The following is a 17,845-nucleotide window of genomic DNA, read 5'->3' as shown; positions in this document are numbered from 1 at the left end:
GATCAATGCCCACGCAGATCGCGCGGGCGGAAGCCCATCGCCAGCATGGCTACCGCGTAGGTGGCACCGCCACCGCCGACCAGCAGCGACAGGCTGCCGATCCGCTCCCACACGCTCATCGCCGAGAAGCCTGGCAGCCAGTGCAGCAGGGCCAACAGCACACCAACCATGGCCGCACAGGCCAGCAGCAGTCGCAGCAGATAGCCGCCCCAGCCCGGCCGGCGCTGGTAGACGTCGGTATTGCCCAGCCAGTACCACAGCAGGCCCAGGTTCAGGTAACTGGACAGTGCACTGGCAATGCCCAGCGCCAGATGCAGGCCCGGCTGCTTGCCGATGGCCGCCATCACGCCCTGCGCCTTCAGCTCGTCCGGCACCATGACCTGGTACAGCACTGCCAGCAGGGCGAAGTTGAACACCATGTTGGCCACCAGCGCGGCCACACCCGCGCGCACCGGGGTCTTGGTGTCCTGGCGTGCGTAGAACGCCGGCAACACCACCTTCAGCAGGGCGAACGCCGGCAGGCCGAAGCTCAGGCCGTACACCGACAGCGCGGTCATGCGGGTATCGAAGGCACTGAACTGGCCGTGCTGGAAGATGGTCGCGATCAGCGGTTCGGCCAGCAGCAGCAGGCCCAGCATGGCCGGCACCGAGATCAGCAGGGTCATCCTCAGGCCCCAGTCCAGCGAGCGCGAGAAGCCTTCGCGGTCGGTGCTGACGTGGTGACGGGCCAGCGCCGGCAGGATCACCGTGCCCAGCGCCACGCCGAACACGCCCAGCGGCAGCTCCAGGAAGCGGTCGGCCAGCGACAGCCAGGACTGCGAGCCATCGGTCAGCTTGGCCGCGATGACGGTGTCCAGCAGCAGGTTGATCTGCGCCACCGAGGAGCCGAACAGGGTCGGCACCATCAGCGTCATCACCTTGCGCACGCCCGGATGGCTCCAGCCCCAGCGCGGCAGGGTCAGCAGGTTGATGCCCTTCAGCGAGGGCAGCTGGAACAGCAGCTGCAGGATGCCGGCAGCCAGTACCGCCCAGCCCAGCGCCAGGATCTGTTTCTCCGGGGTGCCGCCCAGCCGCGGGGCCAGCCACAGTGCACCGGCGATCATGCACAGGTTGAGGATGACCGGGGTCAGCGCCGGCATGGCGAAGCGCTGGAAGCTGTTCAGCGCGCCGCCGGCCAGGGCGGTCAGCGACACGAACAACAGGAACGGGAAGGTCAGGCGGAACAGGTCAACCAGCAGGCCCTGCTTGACCGGATCGGTATCAACGCCACTGGAGAAGACCGAGGCCAGCTGCGGCGCGAAGATCAGCGCCAGCGCAGTGACCAGCATCAGCACCCCGCCCAGGGTGCCGGCGGTGCGGGCCATCAGTTCACGCAGCTCGGCGTGGCTGCGGGTCTCCTTCACTTCCGTGAACACGGGCACGAAAGCGGTGGCGAAAGAGCCTTCGGCGAACAAACGCCGCAGGAAATTGGGTACCCTGAAGGCGACCCAGAAAGCATCAGTGATGGCGTTGGTGCCGAACGTGGTGGTCACCACGAAGTCCCGGACAAGTCCGAGAACGCGCGAGACCATGGTCATGCTGCTGAACGACAGCAGGCCCCGCAACAACTTGGGTGAACTCACTCAGCGTCCCTCTTGACAATCGACTTGACGTGCATTTCTTACGCCATCATACTAGCTAGCTTGCTGTTCCCATAACACCGATTTTTTCAGGAAACCACCACCGTGGCCAATATCAAGTCCGCCAAGAAGCGCGCCAAGCAGACCGTCGTGCGCAACGCGCGCAACGTGGCTCAGCGCTCGATGCTGCGCACCGCTGTCAAGAAAGTGATCAAGGCGCTGGACGCCAACGATGCCGCCGGCGCCGAAGCCGCCTTCGCCGTTGCCCAGCCGATCCTGGATCGCTTCAGCGCGCGTGGCCTGATCCACAAGAACAAGGCTGCTCGCCACAAGAGCCGCCTGAACGACCGCATCAAGGCCCTCAAGGCCGCCTGATCCGGCGTTGCCGCCCTGCCCTCCGGGGCCGGGCAGCAGACAAGAACCCGGCCCCGGCCGGGTTTTTTGTTGCCAGCGATCCGGTAGTGCCGGCCGCTGGCCGGCAACCCCGAGGAATGCCGGCCAGCGGCCGGCACTACCGGAAAATGAAAAACCCGGCCGAAGCCGGGTTTTTGCCAACGTCAGTCGACTGACAGTCGACTCTACTGCGCGTTACGGGCTTCCTGCTCTTCTTCCTTCTGGCGATCGAAGAAGGCCATGATCCGGCTCATGATCGGGAAGGTGCCTTCGCGGCCCAGCGCGGAGACCAGGAACCACGGCTCCTTCCAGCCCAGCTCGGCGACGATCTGCTCGGCCGCAGCCTTCGCTTCGTCCTCGAACATCAGGTCAGCCTTGTTCAGCACCAGCCAGCGCGGCTTCTGCAGCAGTTCCGGATCGTGCTTTTCCAGCTCGCGCTCGATGGCGCGCACCTGCTCGACCGGAGAAATGCCTTCCACCCCACCCTCCATCGGCGAGATGTCCACCAGGTGCAGCAGCAGGCGGGTGCGCTGCAGGTGGCGCAGGAACTGCGCACCCAGGCCGGCACCGTCGGCCGCGCCTTCGATCAGGCCCGGGATGTCGGCAATCACGAAGCTGCGGTAGTTTTCCACCTTCACCACACCCAGGTTCGGGTACAGCGTGGTGAACGGGTAATCGGCCACCTTCGGCGTCGCCGCCGAAACGGCACGGATCAGGGTGCTCTTGCCGGCGTTGGGGAAGCCCAGCAGGCCGACGTCGGCCAGCAGCTTCAGCTCCAGCTTCAGCGTGCGCTCCTCACCCGGCTCGCCCGGCAGCGCCTGGCGCGGCGAGCGGTTGGTCGAGCTCTTGAAGTGCATGTTGCCCAGGCCACCGCGGCCGCCCTTGGCCACCAGCAGGCGGTCGCCGTGCTGGGTCAGGTCGCCGATGACTTCATCGGTGGCAACGTTGATCACCACGGTGCCGACCGGCACGGTGATGGTCAGGTCTTCGCCGCCCTTGCCGTAGGCCTGGCGGCCCATGCCGTTCTCGCCCCGCTGCGCCTTGAAGATGCGGTCATGGCGGAAGTCGACCAGGGTGTTCAGGTTTTCGTCGGCGCGGATGTACACGCTGCCGCCCGCACCGCCGTCGCCGCCGTCCGGGCCGCCGAGCGGAATGAACTTCTCGCGACGGAAGCCAATGCAGCCGTTGCCGCCGTTGCCGGCGAACACTTCGATTTCTGCTTCGTCTACCAGTTTCATTGTTTCGATGCCTGCGATGGGCGCGGCCTGCCGGCCGTCACCTTGAATGTTATGCCTGCCGATGGCCGGCAGCCCGGCCTGGCCGGTCTTGCTTCAACTCTAACGAAAAGCCCCGCCGAAGCGGGGCTCTTCATGCAGCACCCCCATGCCGAGGCACGGGCGCCGGCGATGCCTGGATCAGGCGTCGGCCGAGACGATGCTGACGGTGCGACGCTTCTTGGCGCCCTTGACCGAGAACTCCACCTTGCCGTCCACGAGGGCGAACAGGGTGTGGTCACGGCCCAGGCCAACGCCGGTGCCCGGGTGGAACTGGGTGCCGCGCTGACGCACGATGATGTTGCCGGCTTCGATGGCCTGGCCGCCGAAGATCTTGACGCCCAGGTACTTCGGGTTGGAGTCGCGACCGTTGCGCGAGGAGCCTACGCCCTTTTTATGTGCCATGACTGCTTCTCCTGATGCTTAGCCGGCGATGCCGGTGATCTCGATTTCGGTGTAGTACTGACGGTGACCCTGACGCTTCATGTGGTGCTTGCGGCGACGGAACTTGATGATCCGGACCTTGTCAGCACGACCCTGGGACAGGACCTTGGCGGTGACGGCAGCGCCCTTCAGCGCATCGCCCAGCTTCACGCCGTCGCTGTCACCCAGCATCAGGATGTTGTCAAACTTGATCTCGCTGCCGACTTCGACTTCGAGCTTTTCAATGCGGAGCTTTTCGCCCTGCGCCACGCGGTATTGCTTACCGCCGGTGACCAGTACTGCGTACATGACCAGGCCTTCCTCTGTAGTTATTGTGGTCTGAGCTGCCGCCATCGAGGGCGGACAGGAGCGGAATTGTACGCAGATCAGCGGGGGCGGGTCAAGTCAACCCCTGAACGTCGAAGGAGACGGCAGCGGCACGGGGGTCAGATCCCTTTTCACGGCGTGAAAAGGGATCTGACCCCTGGCTGACGGCCTGTCTCACAAGGTGAGACACCGGGCTGGCATTGTCGCCCATTGCCCCCATCTGGTCACCTCGGTAGGCTGACCGATTGCCGTTCCCTGCTGGCCCGGCACCCAGCCAACGCCCCCACAACCGGATCCCCCATGGCGATGGATTTCATCCGCATCCGCGGCGCGCGGACGCACAACCTGAAGAACCTCGACCTCGACCTGCCCCGCGACAAGCTGATCGTGATCACCGGCCTGTCCGGCTCGGGCAAGTCCTCGCTGGCGTTCGACACCATCTATGCAGAAGGCCAGCGCCGCTATGTCGAGTCGTTGTCGGCCTATGCGCGCCAGTTCCTGAGCGTGATGGAAAAGCCGGACCTGGACCACATCGAAGGCCTGTCCCCGGCCATCTCGATCGAGCAGAAGTCGACCTCGCACAACCCGCGTTCGACCGTCGGCACGATCACCGAGATCTACGACTACCTGCGCCTGCTGTACGCCCGCGTCGGCACCCCGCGCTGCCCGGACCACGGCTATCCGCTGGAAGCGCAGACGGTCAGCCAGATGGTCGACCAGGTGCTGACGCTGGACCCGGAACAGCGCTACATGCTGCTGGCGCCGGTCATCCGCGACCGCAAGGGCGAGCATGCGCAGGTGTTCGACCAGCTGCGTGCGCAGGGCTTCGTCCGTGTGCGCGTGGACGGCGAGCTGCATGAGATCGACGCGGTGCCGCCGCTGGCACTGCGCCAGAAGCACACCATCGAGGCGGTGATCGACCGCTTCCGCCCGCGCGAGGACATCAAGCAGCGCCTGGCCGAGAGCTTCGAGACCGCGCTGAAGCTGGGCGACGGCATGGCCTCGGTGCAGAGCCTGGACAACACCGAAACCGCGCCGACGCTGTTCTCCTCCAAGTATTCCTGCCCGGTCTGCGATTACTCGCTGCCGGAGCTGGAACCGCGCCTGTTCTCGTTCAACGCACCGATGGGCGCCTGCCCCGGCTGCGATGGCCTGGGCATGGCCGAGTTCTTCGACCCCTCGCGCGTGGTGGTGCATCCCGAACTGTCGCTGGCCGCCGGTGCGGTGCGCGGCTGGGACCGCCGCAACGCCTACTACTTCCAGCTGATCGCTTCGCTGGCCAAGCACTACCGGTTCGACGTCGACGCGGCGTGGAACTCGCTGCCGGCCAAGGTGCAGCAGGCCGTGCTGTACGGCAGCGGCGACGAAGCGATCACCTTCACCTACTTCACCGAAGCCGGTGGCCGCACCCAGCGCAAGCACCGCTTCGAGGGCATCATTCCCAACCTCGAACGCCGCTACAAGGAAACCGAGTCGCCGGCGGTGCGCGAAGAACTGTCCAAGTACATCAGCGAGCAGCCGTGCCCGGAATGCCACGGCGCGCGCCTGAACAAGGCGGCTCGCAACGTGTTCGTGGCCGACCGCCCGCTGCCGGACCTGGTGGTGCTGCCGATCGACGAGGCGCTGAAGTTCTTCAGCGAACTGAGCCTGCCGGGCTGGCGTGGCGAAATCGCCGCGAAGATCGTCAAGGAAATCGGCGAACGCCTCGGCTTCCTGGTCGATGTGGGCCTGGATTACCTGACCCTGGAGCGCAAGGCCGACACCCTGTCCGGTGGTGAGGCACAGCGCATCCGCCTGGCCAGCCAGATCGGCGCCGGCCTGGTCGGCGTGATGTACGTGCTCGACGAGCCGTCCATCGGCCTGCACCAGCGCGACAACGAACGCCTGCTCGGCACCCTCACCCGCCTGCGCGACCTGGGCAACACGGTGATCGTGGTGGAGCATGACGAGGATGCGATCCGTCTGGCCGACTATGTGCTGGACATCGGCCCGGGCGCGGGCGTTCATGGCGGCGAGATCGTCGGCCAGGGCACCCTGCAGGACATCCTGGAAGCCCCGCGCTCGCTGACCGGCCAGTACCTGTCCGGCAAGCGCGCGATCGAGATTCCGGCGCGCCGGCACAAACCGAACCCGAAGATGACCCTGCACCTGCGCGGGGCCAGCGGCAACAACCTGAAGGGCGTGGACCTGGCGATTCCGTCGGGCCTGCTGACCTGCGTGACCGGCGTGTCCGGCTCGGGCAAGTCGACCCTGATCAACGACACCCTGTTCTCGCTGGCCGCCAACGAGATCAACGGTTCCTCGCACCCGATCGCCCCGTACAAGGAGATCGATGGCCTGGACCTGTTCGACAAGGTGGTGGACATCGACCAGTCGCCGATCGGCCGCACCCCGCGTTCCAACCCGGCCACTTACACCGGCCTGTTCACTCCACTGCGCGAACTGTTCGCACAGGTGCCTGAGGCGCGTGCGCGCGGCTATTCGCCGGGCCGCTTCAGCTTCAACGTGCGCGGCGGCCGCTGCGAAGCCTGCCAGGGCGACGGCCTGATCAAGGTCGAGATGCACTTCCTGCCGGACGTGTACGTGCCCTGCGACGTCTGCCATGGCAAGCGCTACAACCGCGAAACGCTGGAGATCCTGTACAAGGGTTTCAACATCAACGACGTGCTGGAAATGACCGTCGAGGATGCGCTGAAGCTGTTCGAGCCGGTGCCGTCAATCGCGCGCAAGCTGGAAACGCTGGTCGACGTCGGCCTGAGCTACATCAAGCTGGGCCAGAGCGCGACCACGCTGTCTGGTGGTGAAGCGCAGCGCGTGAAGCTGTCCAAGGAACTGTCGCGCCGCGATACCGGCCGCACCCTGTACATCCTCGACGAACCGACCACCGGCCTGCACTTCCACGACATCGAAGCGCTGCTGGGCGTGCTGCACAAGCTGCGCGACGAGGGCAACACGGTGGTGGTGATCGAGCACAACCTGGACGTGATCAAGACCGCCGACTGGATCGTCGATCTGGGCCCGGAAGGCGGGCATCGCGGTGGCACCATCCTGGTCACCGGCACGCCAGAAGACGTGGCGGCCTGCCCGCAGTCGTACACCGGCCAGTTCCTGGCCCGCATGCTGCCGTCCACCAGCGCGCGCCCGGAACAGCCAGCCGCCGTGGCCAACAAGCCCGATGCCCGCCCGCCGCGCAAGGTGAAGCCTGAGAAGCCGGCCAAGGTGGCGAAGAAGGCGGTGGCTGCCAAGAGCACCGGCAAGGCCAGCAAGAGCACGACCAAGAAGAAGGACGCCTGATGAGCAGCGAACACAAGATCCTGGCCCGCATCCCGATCAGCGTACGCTGGCGTGACATGGACAGCATGGGCCACGTCAACAACGCCAAGTACATTTCCTACCTGGAGGAAGCGCGCGTGCGCTGGATGCTGGGCGTGGACGGCGTATCGATGACCGACCGCATCGCACCGGTGGTGGCCGCGACCAACGTCAATTACCGGCTGCCGATCGTGTGGCCCAACGACATCGTGGTCGAACTGTTCGTCGAGCGCCTGGGCAACAGCAGCGTGACCATCGGCCACCGCATCGTCGATCAGCAGGACGATTCGAAGCTGTATTCCGATGGCAACGTGGTGGTGGTCTGGATGGATACCCAGACCGGCAAGAGCGCACCGCTGCCGGAGGCGATCCGCAGCGCCTCTACCTGACGCGCCCTGGTGGGTGCCGACCTTGGTCGGCACGCATTGGCTGCAATGAGGTTGCCGGCCAGCGGCCGGCACGACCGACACTGATCAAAGGACTGACATGATCCACAAGACCGAACTGCGCGACCTGCTGCCCGGCATGGTCCCCTTCCCCACCGACGTCTTTCCCGCCGACCAGGCCTGGCTCGGCCAGCACCTGCTGCCGCTGCTGAAGATCGACCTGGGCGTGCTGCGCCCGGAACTGGCTGGCCAGGTGGCAACGATGCTGTGCCCGATCGAGCCGTACGACGGCTGCATCGGCGAGACCACCGAAGAACACCACAACGATTTCACCGGCACCAACTGGATCGCCTTCGAACTGACCGCCGGCAACCAGATGCGCTTCCTCGGCAACGAGGGCTATTTCATCGGCGATGCGGTACAGGACAAGGACGCACAGGAACACATCGCGCAGATGCGCGAGAGCTACGCCAAGGCCCGCGACTACCATGCCACGCACGGCCGTCTCGCCTGCTACTCGCGCTACGGCAAGGGTGAGGCCAGCGAGCGCGATTATCTGGATACGCTGGGTGGCCCCATTGGTTTCGGCAACTGGACCGAGACCGCGGAGATTCCCGCAGCCTTCGAACTGGGCTTCACCGAGGCGGCCGATGACCCCAATGCTGCGGACGATGCCGAAACGGTGATCATCACCCGCGATGGCAACAAATTCTTCGCCGTGGCCGACGTAGCCGGCTACAACTGGTGCGCCACCGGTGCCGACGCGATCGTGATGCTGTACGAGCCGGTCAGCCGCACGGTGCTGTTCTCTTACGACTGGTCGTAAGCCTGTTTGGTAGTGCCGGCCGCTGGCCGGCATTGCCCGTGCTGCCGGCCAGCGGCCGGCACTACCCGACCGTCATTTCGCAGCCTTGCGCACGGTCAGCGTCGCGCTCGCTTCCCCCCCCCCTTCCAGCTGCAGCCGCAGCGGCAGCACCTGCCCTTCCTTCAGCGCGCCCTTGCCCTGCATCAGCATCAGGTGCAGGCCGCCGGGCTTGAGCTCGGCACGCGCGCCGGCTGCCAGCGGCAGGCGCTCGATCGCGCGCATCCGGCTGACCCCGTCGACAATCGTGGTCTCGTGCAGCGACACATCACCGAAGCTGCTGCTGGTCGCGCCGGTGATCGCCACCGCCATACTGCAGCGATTGTGGATGACGCCGTAGCCGGCGGTCATCGGCATTGCCGGATTCGGAGGCAACCGCGCCCAGCCCTGCTCCACCGTGACGCACGCCGGTTCGGCGGCCGAGGCCGATGCTGCGGTCGCACACAGGACCCACAGTACGCCAACGAATGGTTTGGTTATCATCGCCCAGGTTCCTTCTTCGCAACGAGACCGCAGCATGACGACGCTCATCGAGGTGATCAACCATGGCCCCATCCGCGAACTGCGCCTGGCACGGCCGCCGGTCAACGCACTGGACACCGAACTGTGCCGGCAGTTGATCCATGCCATCGAGCTGGCCATGGCCGAAGACGCGCATGGCATCGTGCTGTCGGGCAGCGAGCGCGTCTTCACCGGCGGCATGGACGTGCCGCACCTGCTCTCGCATGGCGATGACAAGCACAAGTTGTTGGACACCTGGAACGCCTTCTTTGGCGCCGTGCGCACGTTGGCCGAGAGCCGCATTCCGGTGGTCGCGGCGATCACCGGCCACGCCCCGGCGGGTGGCTGCGTGCTGGCCCTGTGCTGCGACTACCGGGTGATGGCGCGCAGCGCCGATCCGTCGCGGCCGTATGCCATCGGCCTGAACGAGGTGCAGGTCGGCCTGATTGCGCCGGAGGGCATCCAGCGCCTGCTGCGCCGTGCGGTGGGCGTGCACCGCGCCGGTGTGCTGCTGACCACCGGTTCGCTGGTGCCGGCCGAACAGGCGCTGCAGATCGGCCTGGTGGATGAGCTGGCCGAGGGAGACCTGGTGGTGGCACGCGCCATCGCTTGGCTGCAGAACCTGCTCAAGCAGCCGCGCCAGCCGATGCTGCTGACCCGCGCGATTGCCCGTGCCGACCTGCATGAGGCGCTGCACCCGGACCTGATCCAGCTGGACCGCTTCGTCGAGGCCTGGTTCGCCCCGGACGCACAGAACGCCCTGCAGGCACTGGTAGCCCGGCTGGGCAAGTAAACGGTAGTGCCGGCCGCTGGCCGGCAACCAGGCAATCCTTCCGGGACGCCTGTGGCTGCCGGCCAGCGGCCGGCACTACCGATGATGGGCTGGCCTGCACCGGTATAATCGGGGCCTCTTCACTGCTGTGGCCGCCCCCCCTTGAACGACACGCCCGAACCCGTCGTCTCCGAGCTGATCGACCTGCTCACGCTGGAGCGTCTGGAGGACAACCTGTTCCGCGGGCAGAGCCGCGACATCGGCACCAAGTACGTGTTCGGCGGGCAAGTGCTGGGCCAGGCGCTGGCCGCAGCGCAGGCCACGGTCGACAATGGCCGCCACGTGCACTCACTGCACGCCTATTTCCTGCGCGCCGGCAACATCGACCACCCGATCGTCTACGACGTGGACCGTACCCGCGACGGCGGCAGCTTCTCGGTGCGCCGGGTCACCGCGATCCAGCACGGCAAGGTGATCTTCTTCTGCGCGGCCTCGTTCCAGCAGGCTGAGACCGGCGCCGAGCACCAGCACAAGATGCCCGAAGTGCCACAGCCGGAAGACATCGAGCCGAATCGTCCGCTGCCGGCGGAAGTGCTCGAACGCCTGCCGATCAAGGTGCAGCGCTGGCTGTCGCGCGGTGGCCCGTTCGAGTTCCGCCACGTGTACCCGCGCGACGAACTGAACCCACCCAAGCGCCCGCCCTACCACCAGGTGTGGCTGCGCCTGAGCGAACCGGTGGGCGATGCGCCGGAGCTGCACCAGGCGCTGCTGGCTTACGCCTCCGACTTCCACCTGCTGGGCACGGCGACCTTCCCGCACGGTATCAGCTACTACCACCCGCACGTGCAGATGGCCTCGCTCGACCACGCGATCTGGTTCCACCGCCCGTTCCGCGCCGACGACTGGCTGCTGTATTCGCTGGACAGCCCCAGCGCGCAGGATTCGCGCGGCCTGGCCCGCGGCCAGTTCTTCACCCGCAATGGCGTGCTGGTGGCCAGCACCGCGCAGGAAGGCCTGATCCGCGTCGTTCCCGACCAGGCCGCGGCCGCTGCCGTGCCAGCCAAGGAGTAACCCCATGCGCCAGATCTTCAGCAGCCAGCGCGTGGAAACCGTCGAAGGCGTGGCCGAGCTCCTGCGCGAGCATGGCATCGACGTCAAGGTGACCAACGGGCGCTCGTACAAGACCCGCCGCCGCGGTCAGTTCAGCTATACCGACCTGGGCAACGCCAACGCCTATCCGGCGGTGTGGATCGTACGCGCCGACGACCAGCCGCGCGCGCGTGAAATCCTGCGCGAGGCGCGCCTGCTCGACACCACCCGTCGCGACCACCCGACCGCCGAGTTCGCCTTCCGCGACGCGCCGGAACCGGGCAGCGGCGGCCGCAGCTGGGCCTGGCGCATCCGCATCGCCCTGCTGGTGGTGATCGCCGGCGTGGCGCTGGTGATCGGCCTGCGCCATCGTGGTGCCCCGGCACCGGTCGCACCGGCCCCTGCCCCGCAGGCCCAGCCGCAGCAGGCACAGCCGGCACCGCAGGCCGCGCCGGAAGAGGAAGAAGTGCGGGTCCGCATCCAGCCGTCGAAATGACGCACGGGTAGTGCCGGCCGCTGGCCGGCAGCCGCAAAGAAAGTCGGTCACATTGGGCGCGCGGCTCCGTCATGGGACACAATCCCAGCAGGAGAGCCGCCGCCATGACGACGTTCGCCGCATCGATCGACCAGACCCTGGAACGCGAACTGCCGGCCGCCGCCAGCGGTTGCCAGCACGCCTATGGCCGCATCGTGCTGGCTTGCCAGAACACGGTCACCGCCATCGCGCTGGCCATCACCCGCGACCGCCAGGCCAGCGAGGACATCGCCCAGGAAGCCTTCGTCAAGGGCTGGCAGCAGCTGCACCAGCTGCGCAGTTCGACCAGCTTCCTGCCCTGGCTTCGGCAGATCACCCGCAACCTGGCCCGCGATTGGCTGCGTGCACAACGTGGCCGGCCGCTGACCGGCGAGGCCGCCGAGGTGGCGATGGGCATGGCCGCCGACCCTTCACCGGGCGCGGCCGACCGCCTGCAGCGGGTGGAAGAAGAGATCGCCGCCGAGGACATCATTTCAGCGTTGCCGGCCGACAGCCGCGAAGTCCTGCTGCTGTACTACCGCGAAGGGCAGCGCTCGCAACAGGTCGCCGATCTGCTCGGGCTCAGCGATGCGGCCGTGCGCAAGCGCCTGTCACGTGCACGTGCCCTGGTGCGCGACGGCCTGCTGCAGCGCTTCGGTGAGTTCGCGCGCAGCAGCGCGCCGAGCGCCGCATTCGCCACGGCGGTGGCTTCGATGGTACTGGTGGCCGCGCCCGGCACGGCCAGCGCAGCGATCCTGCTCGGCACCGGTGTCGGCGTGGGCGGCAGCAAGCTGGGCCTGGGCGGCGTCAGTGCCGCAGGCGGGGCTGCCATGGGTTCACTGACGGCCGCCGCCAGCCAGCTGCACCTGATTCCCGCCAGCGACTGGGCCACCGTTGCCGGTGGCGTCGTCGGCGGCATCATCGGCAGCTATCTGGGTGGCCGCTTCCTGCTGCGCTTCGCAGACACCCAGCAGGAACGAACAGCAGTGCGGCGCTTCGTGCACCTCAATACGTTCACCGCGATGGTCGTCTGCACCAGCCTGCTGATCTCGCAGATGCTGCAGGTGCCAATCTGGCTGCAACTTGCGATTCTCGTCATCGGCCTGGGTACGGTGAACTACCAGTGCCTGGTGCCGCTGCAGCGCGTGATGGCACCCATGATCGCGCGCGATTCAGCGCGGCGCGGCCGCAGCGGAACCAACTGGAAATATGAATCCGTGTACGGGCGCACCGGCATCATCGGGGCGAACGTATTCGTGATCGGCCTGGTGGTATATGCGCTGATGCGCAACGGAAACGTGTAACGGACAACGCCGGCAGTACGCCGGCGTTGTCATCAATCACTGCATTGAACCTCAGCGCTGCGGCTTCGGCGCAGCGCCATCACGCGGACCGCCATGGCGCGGGCCACCGTGCATCGGGCCCTTGGCAGCGTCGAACTCGGCCTTGCTCAGCTGGCCATCCTTGTTGGTGTCGGCGGCAGCGAACCAGGCATCACGATGCTGCTTCATGCGCAGCTCGCGGTCGGCCTTGTCCAGGTAGCCGTCCTTGTTCAGATCAAGCTGGTCGAAGCGCGCGGCCAGGCGCGGATCGGCCTTGGCTTCCTCGCGGCTGATGCGGCCGTCCTTGTTGACGTCCAGCTTGGCCCAGCGCTCACCGCCGTGGCCACGTCGCCCATGCTGCCAGCGCGGCAGCTCATCGCGCGAGAGCTTGCCGTCCTTGTTCTTGTCCAGCTCGTCGAACTTCGCGGCCAGGCGCGGGTTGGCGGCGGCCTCGCTGCGGTCGATGACGCCGTCGCCGTTGGTGTCCAGCCTGGCCGGGCGCGGCGCGGGCGTGGTCGGGGTGTCGGCGGCCAGCGCGATACCGGAAGCGGAGGTGCCCAGCAGCAGGGCCAGCAGCAGGGGGGTACGGATCATGAGGTCACTCCTGGGGATGGGAACAGCGTCGGGGTGATCACTTCACCCTCGGGGGACAACAACGCCCGGGCGCGACGTCGGTTGACGCTACTGCCGATTCCATTCATCCGCCGGACAGTCGCCGCCACTGCGACAACCTGGGGCTATGCTGTGCCCATGGCGATACATGGCGACAGAGACGACGAACTGCGACTTTTCCAGACCGGCGAGCACCCCTGCGGGTACTGGTCGGACCGGGTGGCACGCGACCTGGTGCTGGACCCGAACGACCGCCGCCTCGGTGCGCTCTATCCGCTGGCACTGAGCTGGGGCTTCCGCCGCAGCGGCGACTTGGTCTACCGGCCGCATTGCGCGCACTGCCAGGCCTGCGTGGCGGTGCGCATCCCGGTGGCGCGCTTCGCTCCGGACCGCAGCCAGCGCCGCTGCGCCGCCCGCAATGCCGACCTGGAGGTGCGGATCACCGCCGCCACCGCCCGCGACGACCTGTTCGCGCTGTATCACCGCTACCTCACCCACCGCCACGCCAACGGCGGCATGGACGACCATGGACCGCACGAGTTCGAGCAGTTCCTGATCGGCAGCTGGTCGCACACCCGCTTCATGGAAATGCGCCTGCCCGGCCACGACGGCCAGCCCAGCCAGCTGCTGGGGGTGGCGGTGACCGACGTCACCGAGCACGGGCTGTCGGCGGTCTACACCTTCTTCGACCCGGACCATGCCGCGCGCGGGCTGGGCACCTTCGCGATCCTGCAACAGATCGAATGGGCGCGCCGCGAGGGGCTGCCACACGTGTATCTGGGCTACTGGATCCGCGGCCACCAGAAGATGGACTACAAGCGTCGCTTCCATCCGCTGGAAGCCTACGATGGCCGCCGCTGGCACGATTTCGACAATGATCTGGACGGGCGCTGACAAACCGCTGACACCGGGCCGGGTGCACAATACGGCCCATGAACATGACCCGCCGCCCCCCCCTGATCCTCGCCCTGGCCCTGCTCTGCGGCGCCACCGCCCCTGCCTTCGCCACGTCCCCCGCGATGACCGAAAAGCCGTCCGCTGCGCTGCGCCTGGCCACCTACAACACCTCGCTGTACTCCGATGACGCCGGTGGCCTGATCAAGGAACTGGAAGGTGACAGCGAACACGCGCGCAAGATCGCCGCGGTGCTGCAGCAGGTGCGCCCGGACCTGGTACTGCTGAATGAGTTCGACTTCGACGACGCCCATCGCGCCGCCGACCTGTTCCAGAAGCGCTACCTGGAAGTGGCCCAGCCTGGCGGCGGCAAGCCGCTGCACTTCGCCTACCGCTACCTGGCACCGGTCAACACCGGCGTGCCCAGCGGGCTGGACCTGGACAACAACGGCGTGGTCGGTGGCGAAGGCCGCAGCCGCGGCAACGATGCATGGGGCTACGGCCTGCACCCGGGCCAGTACGGCATGCTGGTGCTGTCGCGCTACCCGATCGATGAAGCCAAGGTGCGCAGCTTCCAGCTGCTGAAGTGGAGCGCGATGCCCGGTGCGATCCGCCCGGTCGATGCGCGTACCGGCAAGAGCTTCTACAACGACCACGTGTGGTCGCAGCTGCGCCTGTCGTCGAAGTCGCATTGGGACGTGCCGGTGAAGACCCCGGCCGGCGTGGTGCATGCGCTGGTCTCGCATCCGACCCCGCCGGTGTTCGACGGTCCGGAGAAGCGCAACGCGGCGCGCAACCACGACGAACTGCGCCTGTGGCAGGAATACCTGTCCAAGGGTGACAAGCCGTGGCTGTGCGACGACAAGGGCCAGTGCGGCGGCCTGGCGCAGGACGCGCGCTTCGTGATCCTCGGCGACCTCAACAACGACCCGGTCGACGGCGACGGTCGCCATGAGGCGATCGTCGAGCTGATCGAGAACGCCCGCGTGCTGCGCTACCCCACCCCGCGCAGCGTCGGCGGCGAGCAGACCAGCCTGGCCTATGCGGCCAAGGGCATCGAGCGCAAGGGCGCACCGTTCCACGCCACCGGCGATTTCGGCCCGAAGTCCGGCACCATGCGCCTGGACTACGTGCTGCCCTCGACCGGTTTCGAATACGTCGGCAGCGGTATCTTCTGGCCGGCCAATGAAAGCCCGGAAGCGAAGATCGCCGACGGCAGCGACCATCATCTGGTGTGGGTGGACGTGCGGTAGAGCAGCGTACCGACCAACGGTCGGTACCCACCGGGTTTCGGTAGGCGACGACCGTTGGTCGTCGCTCCTTTTTCAGGGGCGCAGTTCGACGCCGATGGCTTCGGCGGCATCACGCGCGATGGCGCGTGCTTCGTCGATGGTTTCCGCGCGCGCCAGGGTCACGCCCACGCGACGATGACCGTGCACGCTCGGCTTGCCGAACAGGCGCACGGCGGTGTCCGGCACCTGCAGCGCGGCGGCGACGTTGTTGAAGTACGGCACGCCCTCGCCGTGTGCCAGCAATGCGCACGATGCCGACGGGCCGCTCTGGCGGATCACCGGAATCGGCAGGCCAAGGATGGCGCGCGCATGCAGCGCGAATTCGCTCAGTTCCTGCGATACCAGCGTCACCAGGCCGGTGTCGTGCGGGCGCGGCGACACTTCGCTGAACCACACCTCATCACCCTTCACGAACAGCTCGACGCCGAACAGGCCCCAGCCGCCAAGGTCGTCGGTGATCGCGCGCGAAATCTCTTCGGCACGCGCCAGCGCGGCGCTCGACATCGGCTGCGGCTGCCAGCTTTCGCGGTAATCACCATCCTTCTGCAGATGGCCGATCGGCGCGCAGAACGAGGTGCCGCCGGCATGGCGCACGGTCAGCAGGGTGATCTCGTAATCGAAATCGATGAAGCCTTCGACGATGCAGCGGCCGGCACCGGCACGGCCACCGGTCTGCGCGTACTCCCACGCCGGGGCGATGTCCGCCTCGCTGCGCAGGGTGCTCTGGCCCTTGCCCGAGGACGACATCACCGGCTTGACCACGCACGGCAGGCCGATGGCGGCCACGGCAGCACGGTATTCGGCCTCGGTATCGACGAAGCGGTACGGCGAGGTCGGCAGGCCCAGGGTCTCGGCGGCGAGGCGGCGGATGCCTTCGCGGTCCATGGTCAGGCGCGCAGCGCGCGCGGTCGGGATCACCCGCAGGCCCTGTTCCTGTTCCAGCTGGACCAGGGTTTCGGTGTGGATGGCCTCGATCTCCGGCACCACCAGGTGCGGCTGCTCCTGGGCGATCAGCGCACGCAGGGCCATCGCGTCGAGCATGTCGATCACGTGCGAGCGGTGCGCGACCTGCATGGCCGGCGCATCGGCATAGCGGTCAGCGGCGATCACTTCCACGCCCAGCCGCTGCAGCTCGATGGCCACCTCCTTGCCGAGTTCGCCCGAGCCCAGCAGCAGCACACGGGTGGCGGAGGGGGACAACGGAGTTCCAAGCTTGGCCATGGCGATTCCAGCAGCGATGTGAAGGCGGGTGGGCATTCTAGCTGGCCGACCGCCCCGGCCACGGCATCCGACGAACGGTAGCCGACAAGTGATATCACTTTGATATCTTAATTCCGAACCCTCAAGGACGTACCGCCATGAAAGAGAAGTCGCTGTCTTCCCTCAACGGCCTCGGCACGCTGGCCGGCGCCCTGCTCGTCGCCCTCGCTGGCGCCGCCCTGTTCGTACTGGGAGTGGCAGCCAAGGCCAGTGTCGGCTCGCCCAACCTGCTGCTGATGCTGCTGGGCGCCCTGCTGGTGGTGCTGGGCGTGTTCATCCTGGCAGGCCTGTACACCATCCAGCCCAACCAGGCGGCGGTGCTGAGCCTGTTCGGCAAGTACGTGGGCACGGTCAAGGACAACGGCCTGCGCTGGAACAACCCCTTTTTCGCCAAGCGCCGGGTCAGCCAGCGCGTGCGCAACTTCGAGAGCGGCAAGCTGAAGGTCAACGAGCTGGACGGCAGCCCGATCGAGATTGCCGCGGTGATCGTCTGGCAGGTGGTCGATGCCTCCGAAGCGGTCTACAACGTGGACGACTACGAGAGCTTCGTGCACATCCAGTCCGAATCCGCGCTGCGCGCGATGGCCACCAGCTACCCCTACGACCAGCACGAGGATGGCCAGCTGGCCCTGCGCAGCCACGCCAGCGAGATCTCCCAGCACCTGAAGAACGAACTGGCCGAGCGCCTGGCCGACGCCGGCGTGCAGGTGATCGACGCACGCATCAGCCACCTGGCCTACGCCGCTGAAATTGCCCAGGCCATGCTGCAGCGTCAGCAGGCCAACGCGGTGATCGCCGCTCGCACGCGCATCGTGGCCGGTGCAGTCGGCATGGTCGAAATGGCCCTGGCCGAACTGCAGAAGAATGGCGTGGTTGAACTGGACGAGGAACGCAAGGCGCACATGGTCAGCAACCTGCTGACCGTGCTGTGCTCGGACCGCGGCACCCAACCGATCGTCAATGCCGGTTCGCTTTACTGAGCCATCCTCGCAA

At 66.9% G+C, this 17,845-nt stretch carries 18 protein-coding genes; 11 read left to right on the top strand and 7 right to left on the bottom strand.

The features are described 5' to 3' along the window. Positions 1 to 2 precede the first annotated feature (2 nt). Complete coding sequence (gene murJ / locus AC5P7E_RS10515) at positions 3 to 1,607, bottom strand: murein biosynthesis integral membrane protein MurJ (protein WP_087944429.1); 1,605 nt, start codon at positions 1,605 to 1,607, stop codon at positions 3 to 5. Between the two features lie 117 nt (positions 1,608 to 1,724). Here murJ and rpsT point away from each other — a divergent pair, with 117 nt between their 5' ends. Further along, positions 1,725 to 1,994 carry a 30S ribosomal protein S20 gene (gene rpsT, locus AC5P7E_RS10510; RefSeq protein ID WP_005408560.1) on the top strand — a complete coding sequence of 90 codons (270 nt, stop codon included), beginning with the start codon at positions 1,725 to 1,727 and terminating at the stop codon, positions 1,992 to 1,994. Positions 1,995 to 2,197: 203 nt separating this feature from the next. Here rpsT and cgtA read toward each other — a convergent pair whose 3' ends face one another. The 3 genes from cgtA to rplU all read right to left on the bottom strand — a co-directional run bounded on the left by cgtA (position 2,198) and on the right by rplU (position 4,018). After that, entirely contained in the window at positions 2,198 to 3,250 is a 1,053-nt protein-coding gene (gene cgtA / locus AC5P7E_RS10505) for an Obg family GTPase CgtA (protein WP_005408559.1), read from the bottom strand. Positions 3,251 to 3,427: 177 nt separating this feature from the next. Beyond that, the gene (gene rpmA / locus AC5P7E_RS10500; RefSeq protein ID WP_005408558.1) at positions 3,428 to 3,691 is read right to left on the bottom strand and encodes a 50S ribosomal protein L27; all 264 of its coding nucleotides are present in this window, start codon (positions 3,689 to 3,691) and stop codon (positions 3,428 to 3,430) included. Positions 3,692 to 3,709: 18 nt separating this feature from the next. Next, positions 3,710 to 4,018, bottom strand: coding sequence for a 50S ribosomal protein L21 (rplU, locus tag AC5P7E_RS10495; protein ID WP_005408557.1), 309 nt, complete (start codon positions 4,016 to 4,018; stop codon positions 3,710 to 3,712). 318 nt (positions 4,019 to 4,336) lie between these two features. Here rplU and uvrA point away from each other — a divergent pair, with 318 nt between their 5' ends. The 3 genes from uvrA to AC5P7E_RS10480 all read left to right on the top strand — a co-directional run bounded on the left by uvrA (position 4,337) and on the right by AC5P7E_RS10480 (position 8,560). Beyond that, a complete protein-coding gene (uvrA, locus tag AC5P7E_RS10490) occupies positions 4,337 to 7,330 on the top strand; it encodes an excinuclease ABC subunit UvrA (RefSeq protein ID WP_024957497.1) in 2,994 nt (997 codons plus the stop codon). Beyond that, positions 7,330 to 7,737 (top strand): acyl-CoA thioesterase, encoded by a 408-nt coding sequence (locus AC5P7E_RS10485; protein ID WP_033833359.1) that lies wholly within the window; start codon positions 7,330 to 7,332, stop codon positions 7,735 to 7,737. The genes uvrA and AC5P7E_RS10485 overlap by 1 nt, the downstream gene beginning before the upstream one ends. A 97-nt stretch (positions 7,738 to 7,834) precedes the next feature. After that, complete coding sequence (locus AC5P7E_RS10480; protein WP_076738843.1) at positions 7,835 to 8,560, top strand: enolase; 726 nt, start codon at positions 7,835 to 7,837, stop codon at positions 8,558 to 8,560. A gap of 72 nt (positions 8,561 to 8,632) precedes the next feature. Here AC5P7E_RS10480 and AC5P7E_RS10475 read toward each other — a convergent pair whose 3' ends face one another. Continuing rightward, positions 8,633 to 9,079: a copper chaperone PCu(A)C gene (locus AC5P7E_RS10475; protein WP_012479450.1), complete on the bottom strand. Its 447-nt coding sequence runs from the start codon at positions 9,077 to 9,079 to the stop codon at positions 8,633 to 8,635. 34 nt (positions 9,080 to 9,113) lie between these two features. Here AC5P7E_RS10475 and AC5P7E_RS10470 point away from each other — a divergent pair, with 34 nt between their 5' ends. From AC5P7E_RS10470 to AC5P7E_RS10455, 4 genes are all read left to right on the top strand, one after another. Then, a complete protein-coding gene (locus AC5P7E_RS10470; protein ID WP_012479449.1) occupies positions 9,114 to 9,890 on the top strand; it encodes an enoyl-CoA hydratase/isomerase family protein in 777 nt (258 codons plus the stop codon). Between the two features lie 141 nt (positions 9,891 to 10,031). Continuing rightward, entirely contained in the window at positions 10,032 to 10,940 is a 909-nt protein-coding gene (gene tesB / locus AC5P7E_RS10465; RefSeq protein WP_005412623.1) for an acyl-CoA thioesterase II, read from the top strand. 4 nt (positions 10,941 to 10,944) lie between these two features. Beyond that, entirely contained in the window at positions 10,945 to 11,454 is a 510-nt protein-coding gene (locus AC5P7E_RS10460) for a hypothetical protein (protein WP_059033561.1), read from the top strand. Between the two features lie 104 nt (positions 11,455 to 11,558). Beyond that, positions 11,559 to 12,776 carry an RNA polymerase sigma factor gene (locus AC5P7E_RS10455; RefSeq protein WP_049395529.1) on the top strand — a complete coding sequence of 406 codons (1,218 nt, stop codon included), beginning with the start codon at positions 11,559 to 11,561 and terminating at the stop codon, positions 12,774 to 12,776. Positions 12,777 to 12,827: 51 nt separating this feature from the next. Here the strand turns inward: AC5P7E_RS10455 and AC5P7E_RS10450 are convergent, their stop codons facing one another. After that, entirely contained in the window at positions 12,828 to 13,388 is a 561-nt protein-coding gene (locus AC5P7E_RS10450; protein ID WP_005412620.1) for an EF-hand domain-containing protein, read from the bottom strand. Between the two features lie 156 nt (positions 13,389 to 13,544). On the opposite strand from AC5P7E_RS10450, the gene AC5P7E_RS10445 reads away from it, so the two are divergent. Both AC5P7E_RS10445 and AC5P7E_RS10440 read left to right on the top strand, forming a co-directional pair. Next, positions 13,545 to 14,300 (top strand): arginyltransferase, encoded by a 756-nt coding sequence (locus AC5P7E_RS10445; RefSeq protein WP_005408547.1) that lies wholly within the window; start codon positions 13,545 to 13,547, stop codon positions 14,298 to 14,300. Positions 14,301 to 14,338: 38 nt separating this feature from the next. Then, the gene (locus tag AC5P7E_RS10440; protein ID WP_114618554.1) at positions 14,339 to 15,553 is read left to right on the top strand and encodes an endonuclease/exonuclease/phosphatase family protein; all 1,215 of its coding nucleotides are present in this window, start codon (positions 14,339 to 14,341) and stop codon (positions 15,551 to 15,553) included. A gap of 72 nt (positions 15,554 to 15,625) precedes the next feature. Here AC5P7E_RS10440 and purT read toward each other — a convergent pair whose 3' ends face one another. Next, entirely contained in the window at positions 15,626 to 16,813 is a 1,188-nt protein-coding gene (gene purT, locus AC5P7E_RS10435) for a formate-dependent phosphoribosylglycinamide formyltransferase (RefSeq protein ID WP_005412617.1), read from the bottom strand. Between the two features lie 137 nt (positions 16,814 to 16,950). On the opposite strand from purT, the gene AC5P7E_RS10430 reads away from it, so the two are divergent. After that, positions 16,951 to 17,832 carry an SPFH domain-containing protein gene (locus tag AC5P7E_RS10430; RefSeq protein ID WP_114618553.1) on the top strand — a complete coding sequence of 294 codons (882 nt, stop codon included), beginning with the start codon at positions 16,951 to 16,953 and terminating at the stop codon, positions 17,830 to 17,832. Positions 17,833 to 17,845: the final 13 nt, after the last annotated feature.

It is taken from the genome of Stenotrophomonas sp. YJH_SMC_25, assembly GCF_059369595.1.
The sequence above is the reverse complement of the archived record's forward strand: the minus strand, read 5'-3'. Positions and strand labels throughout refer to the sequence as shown.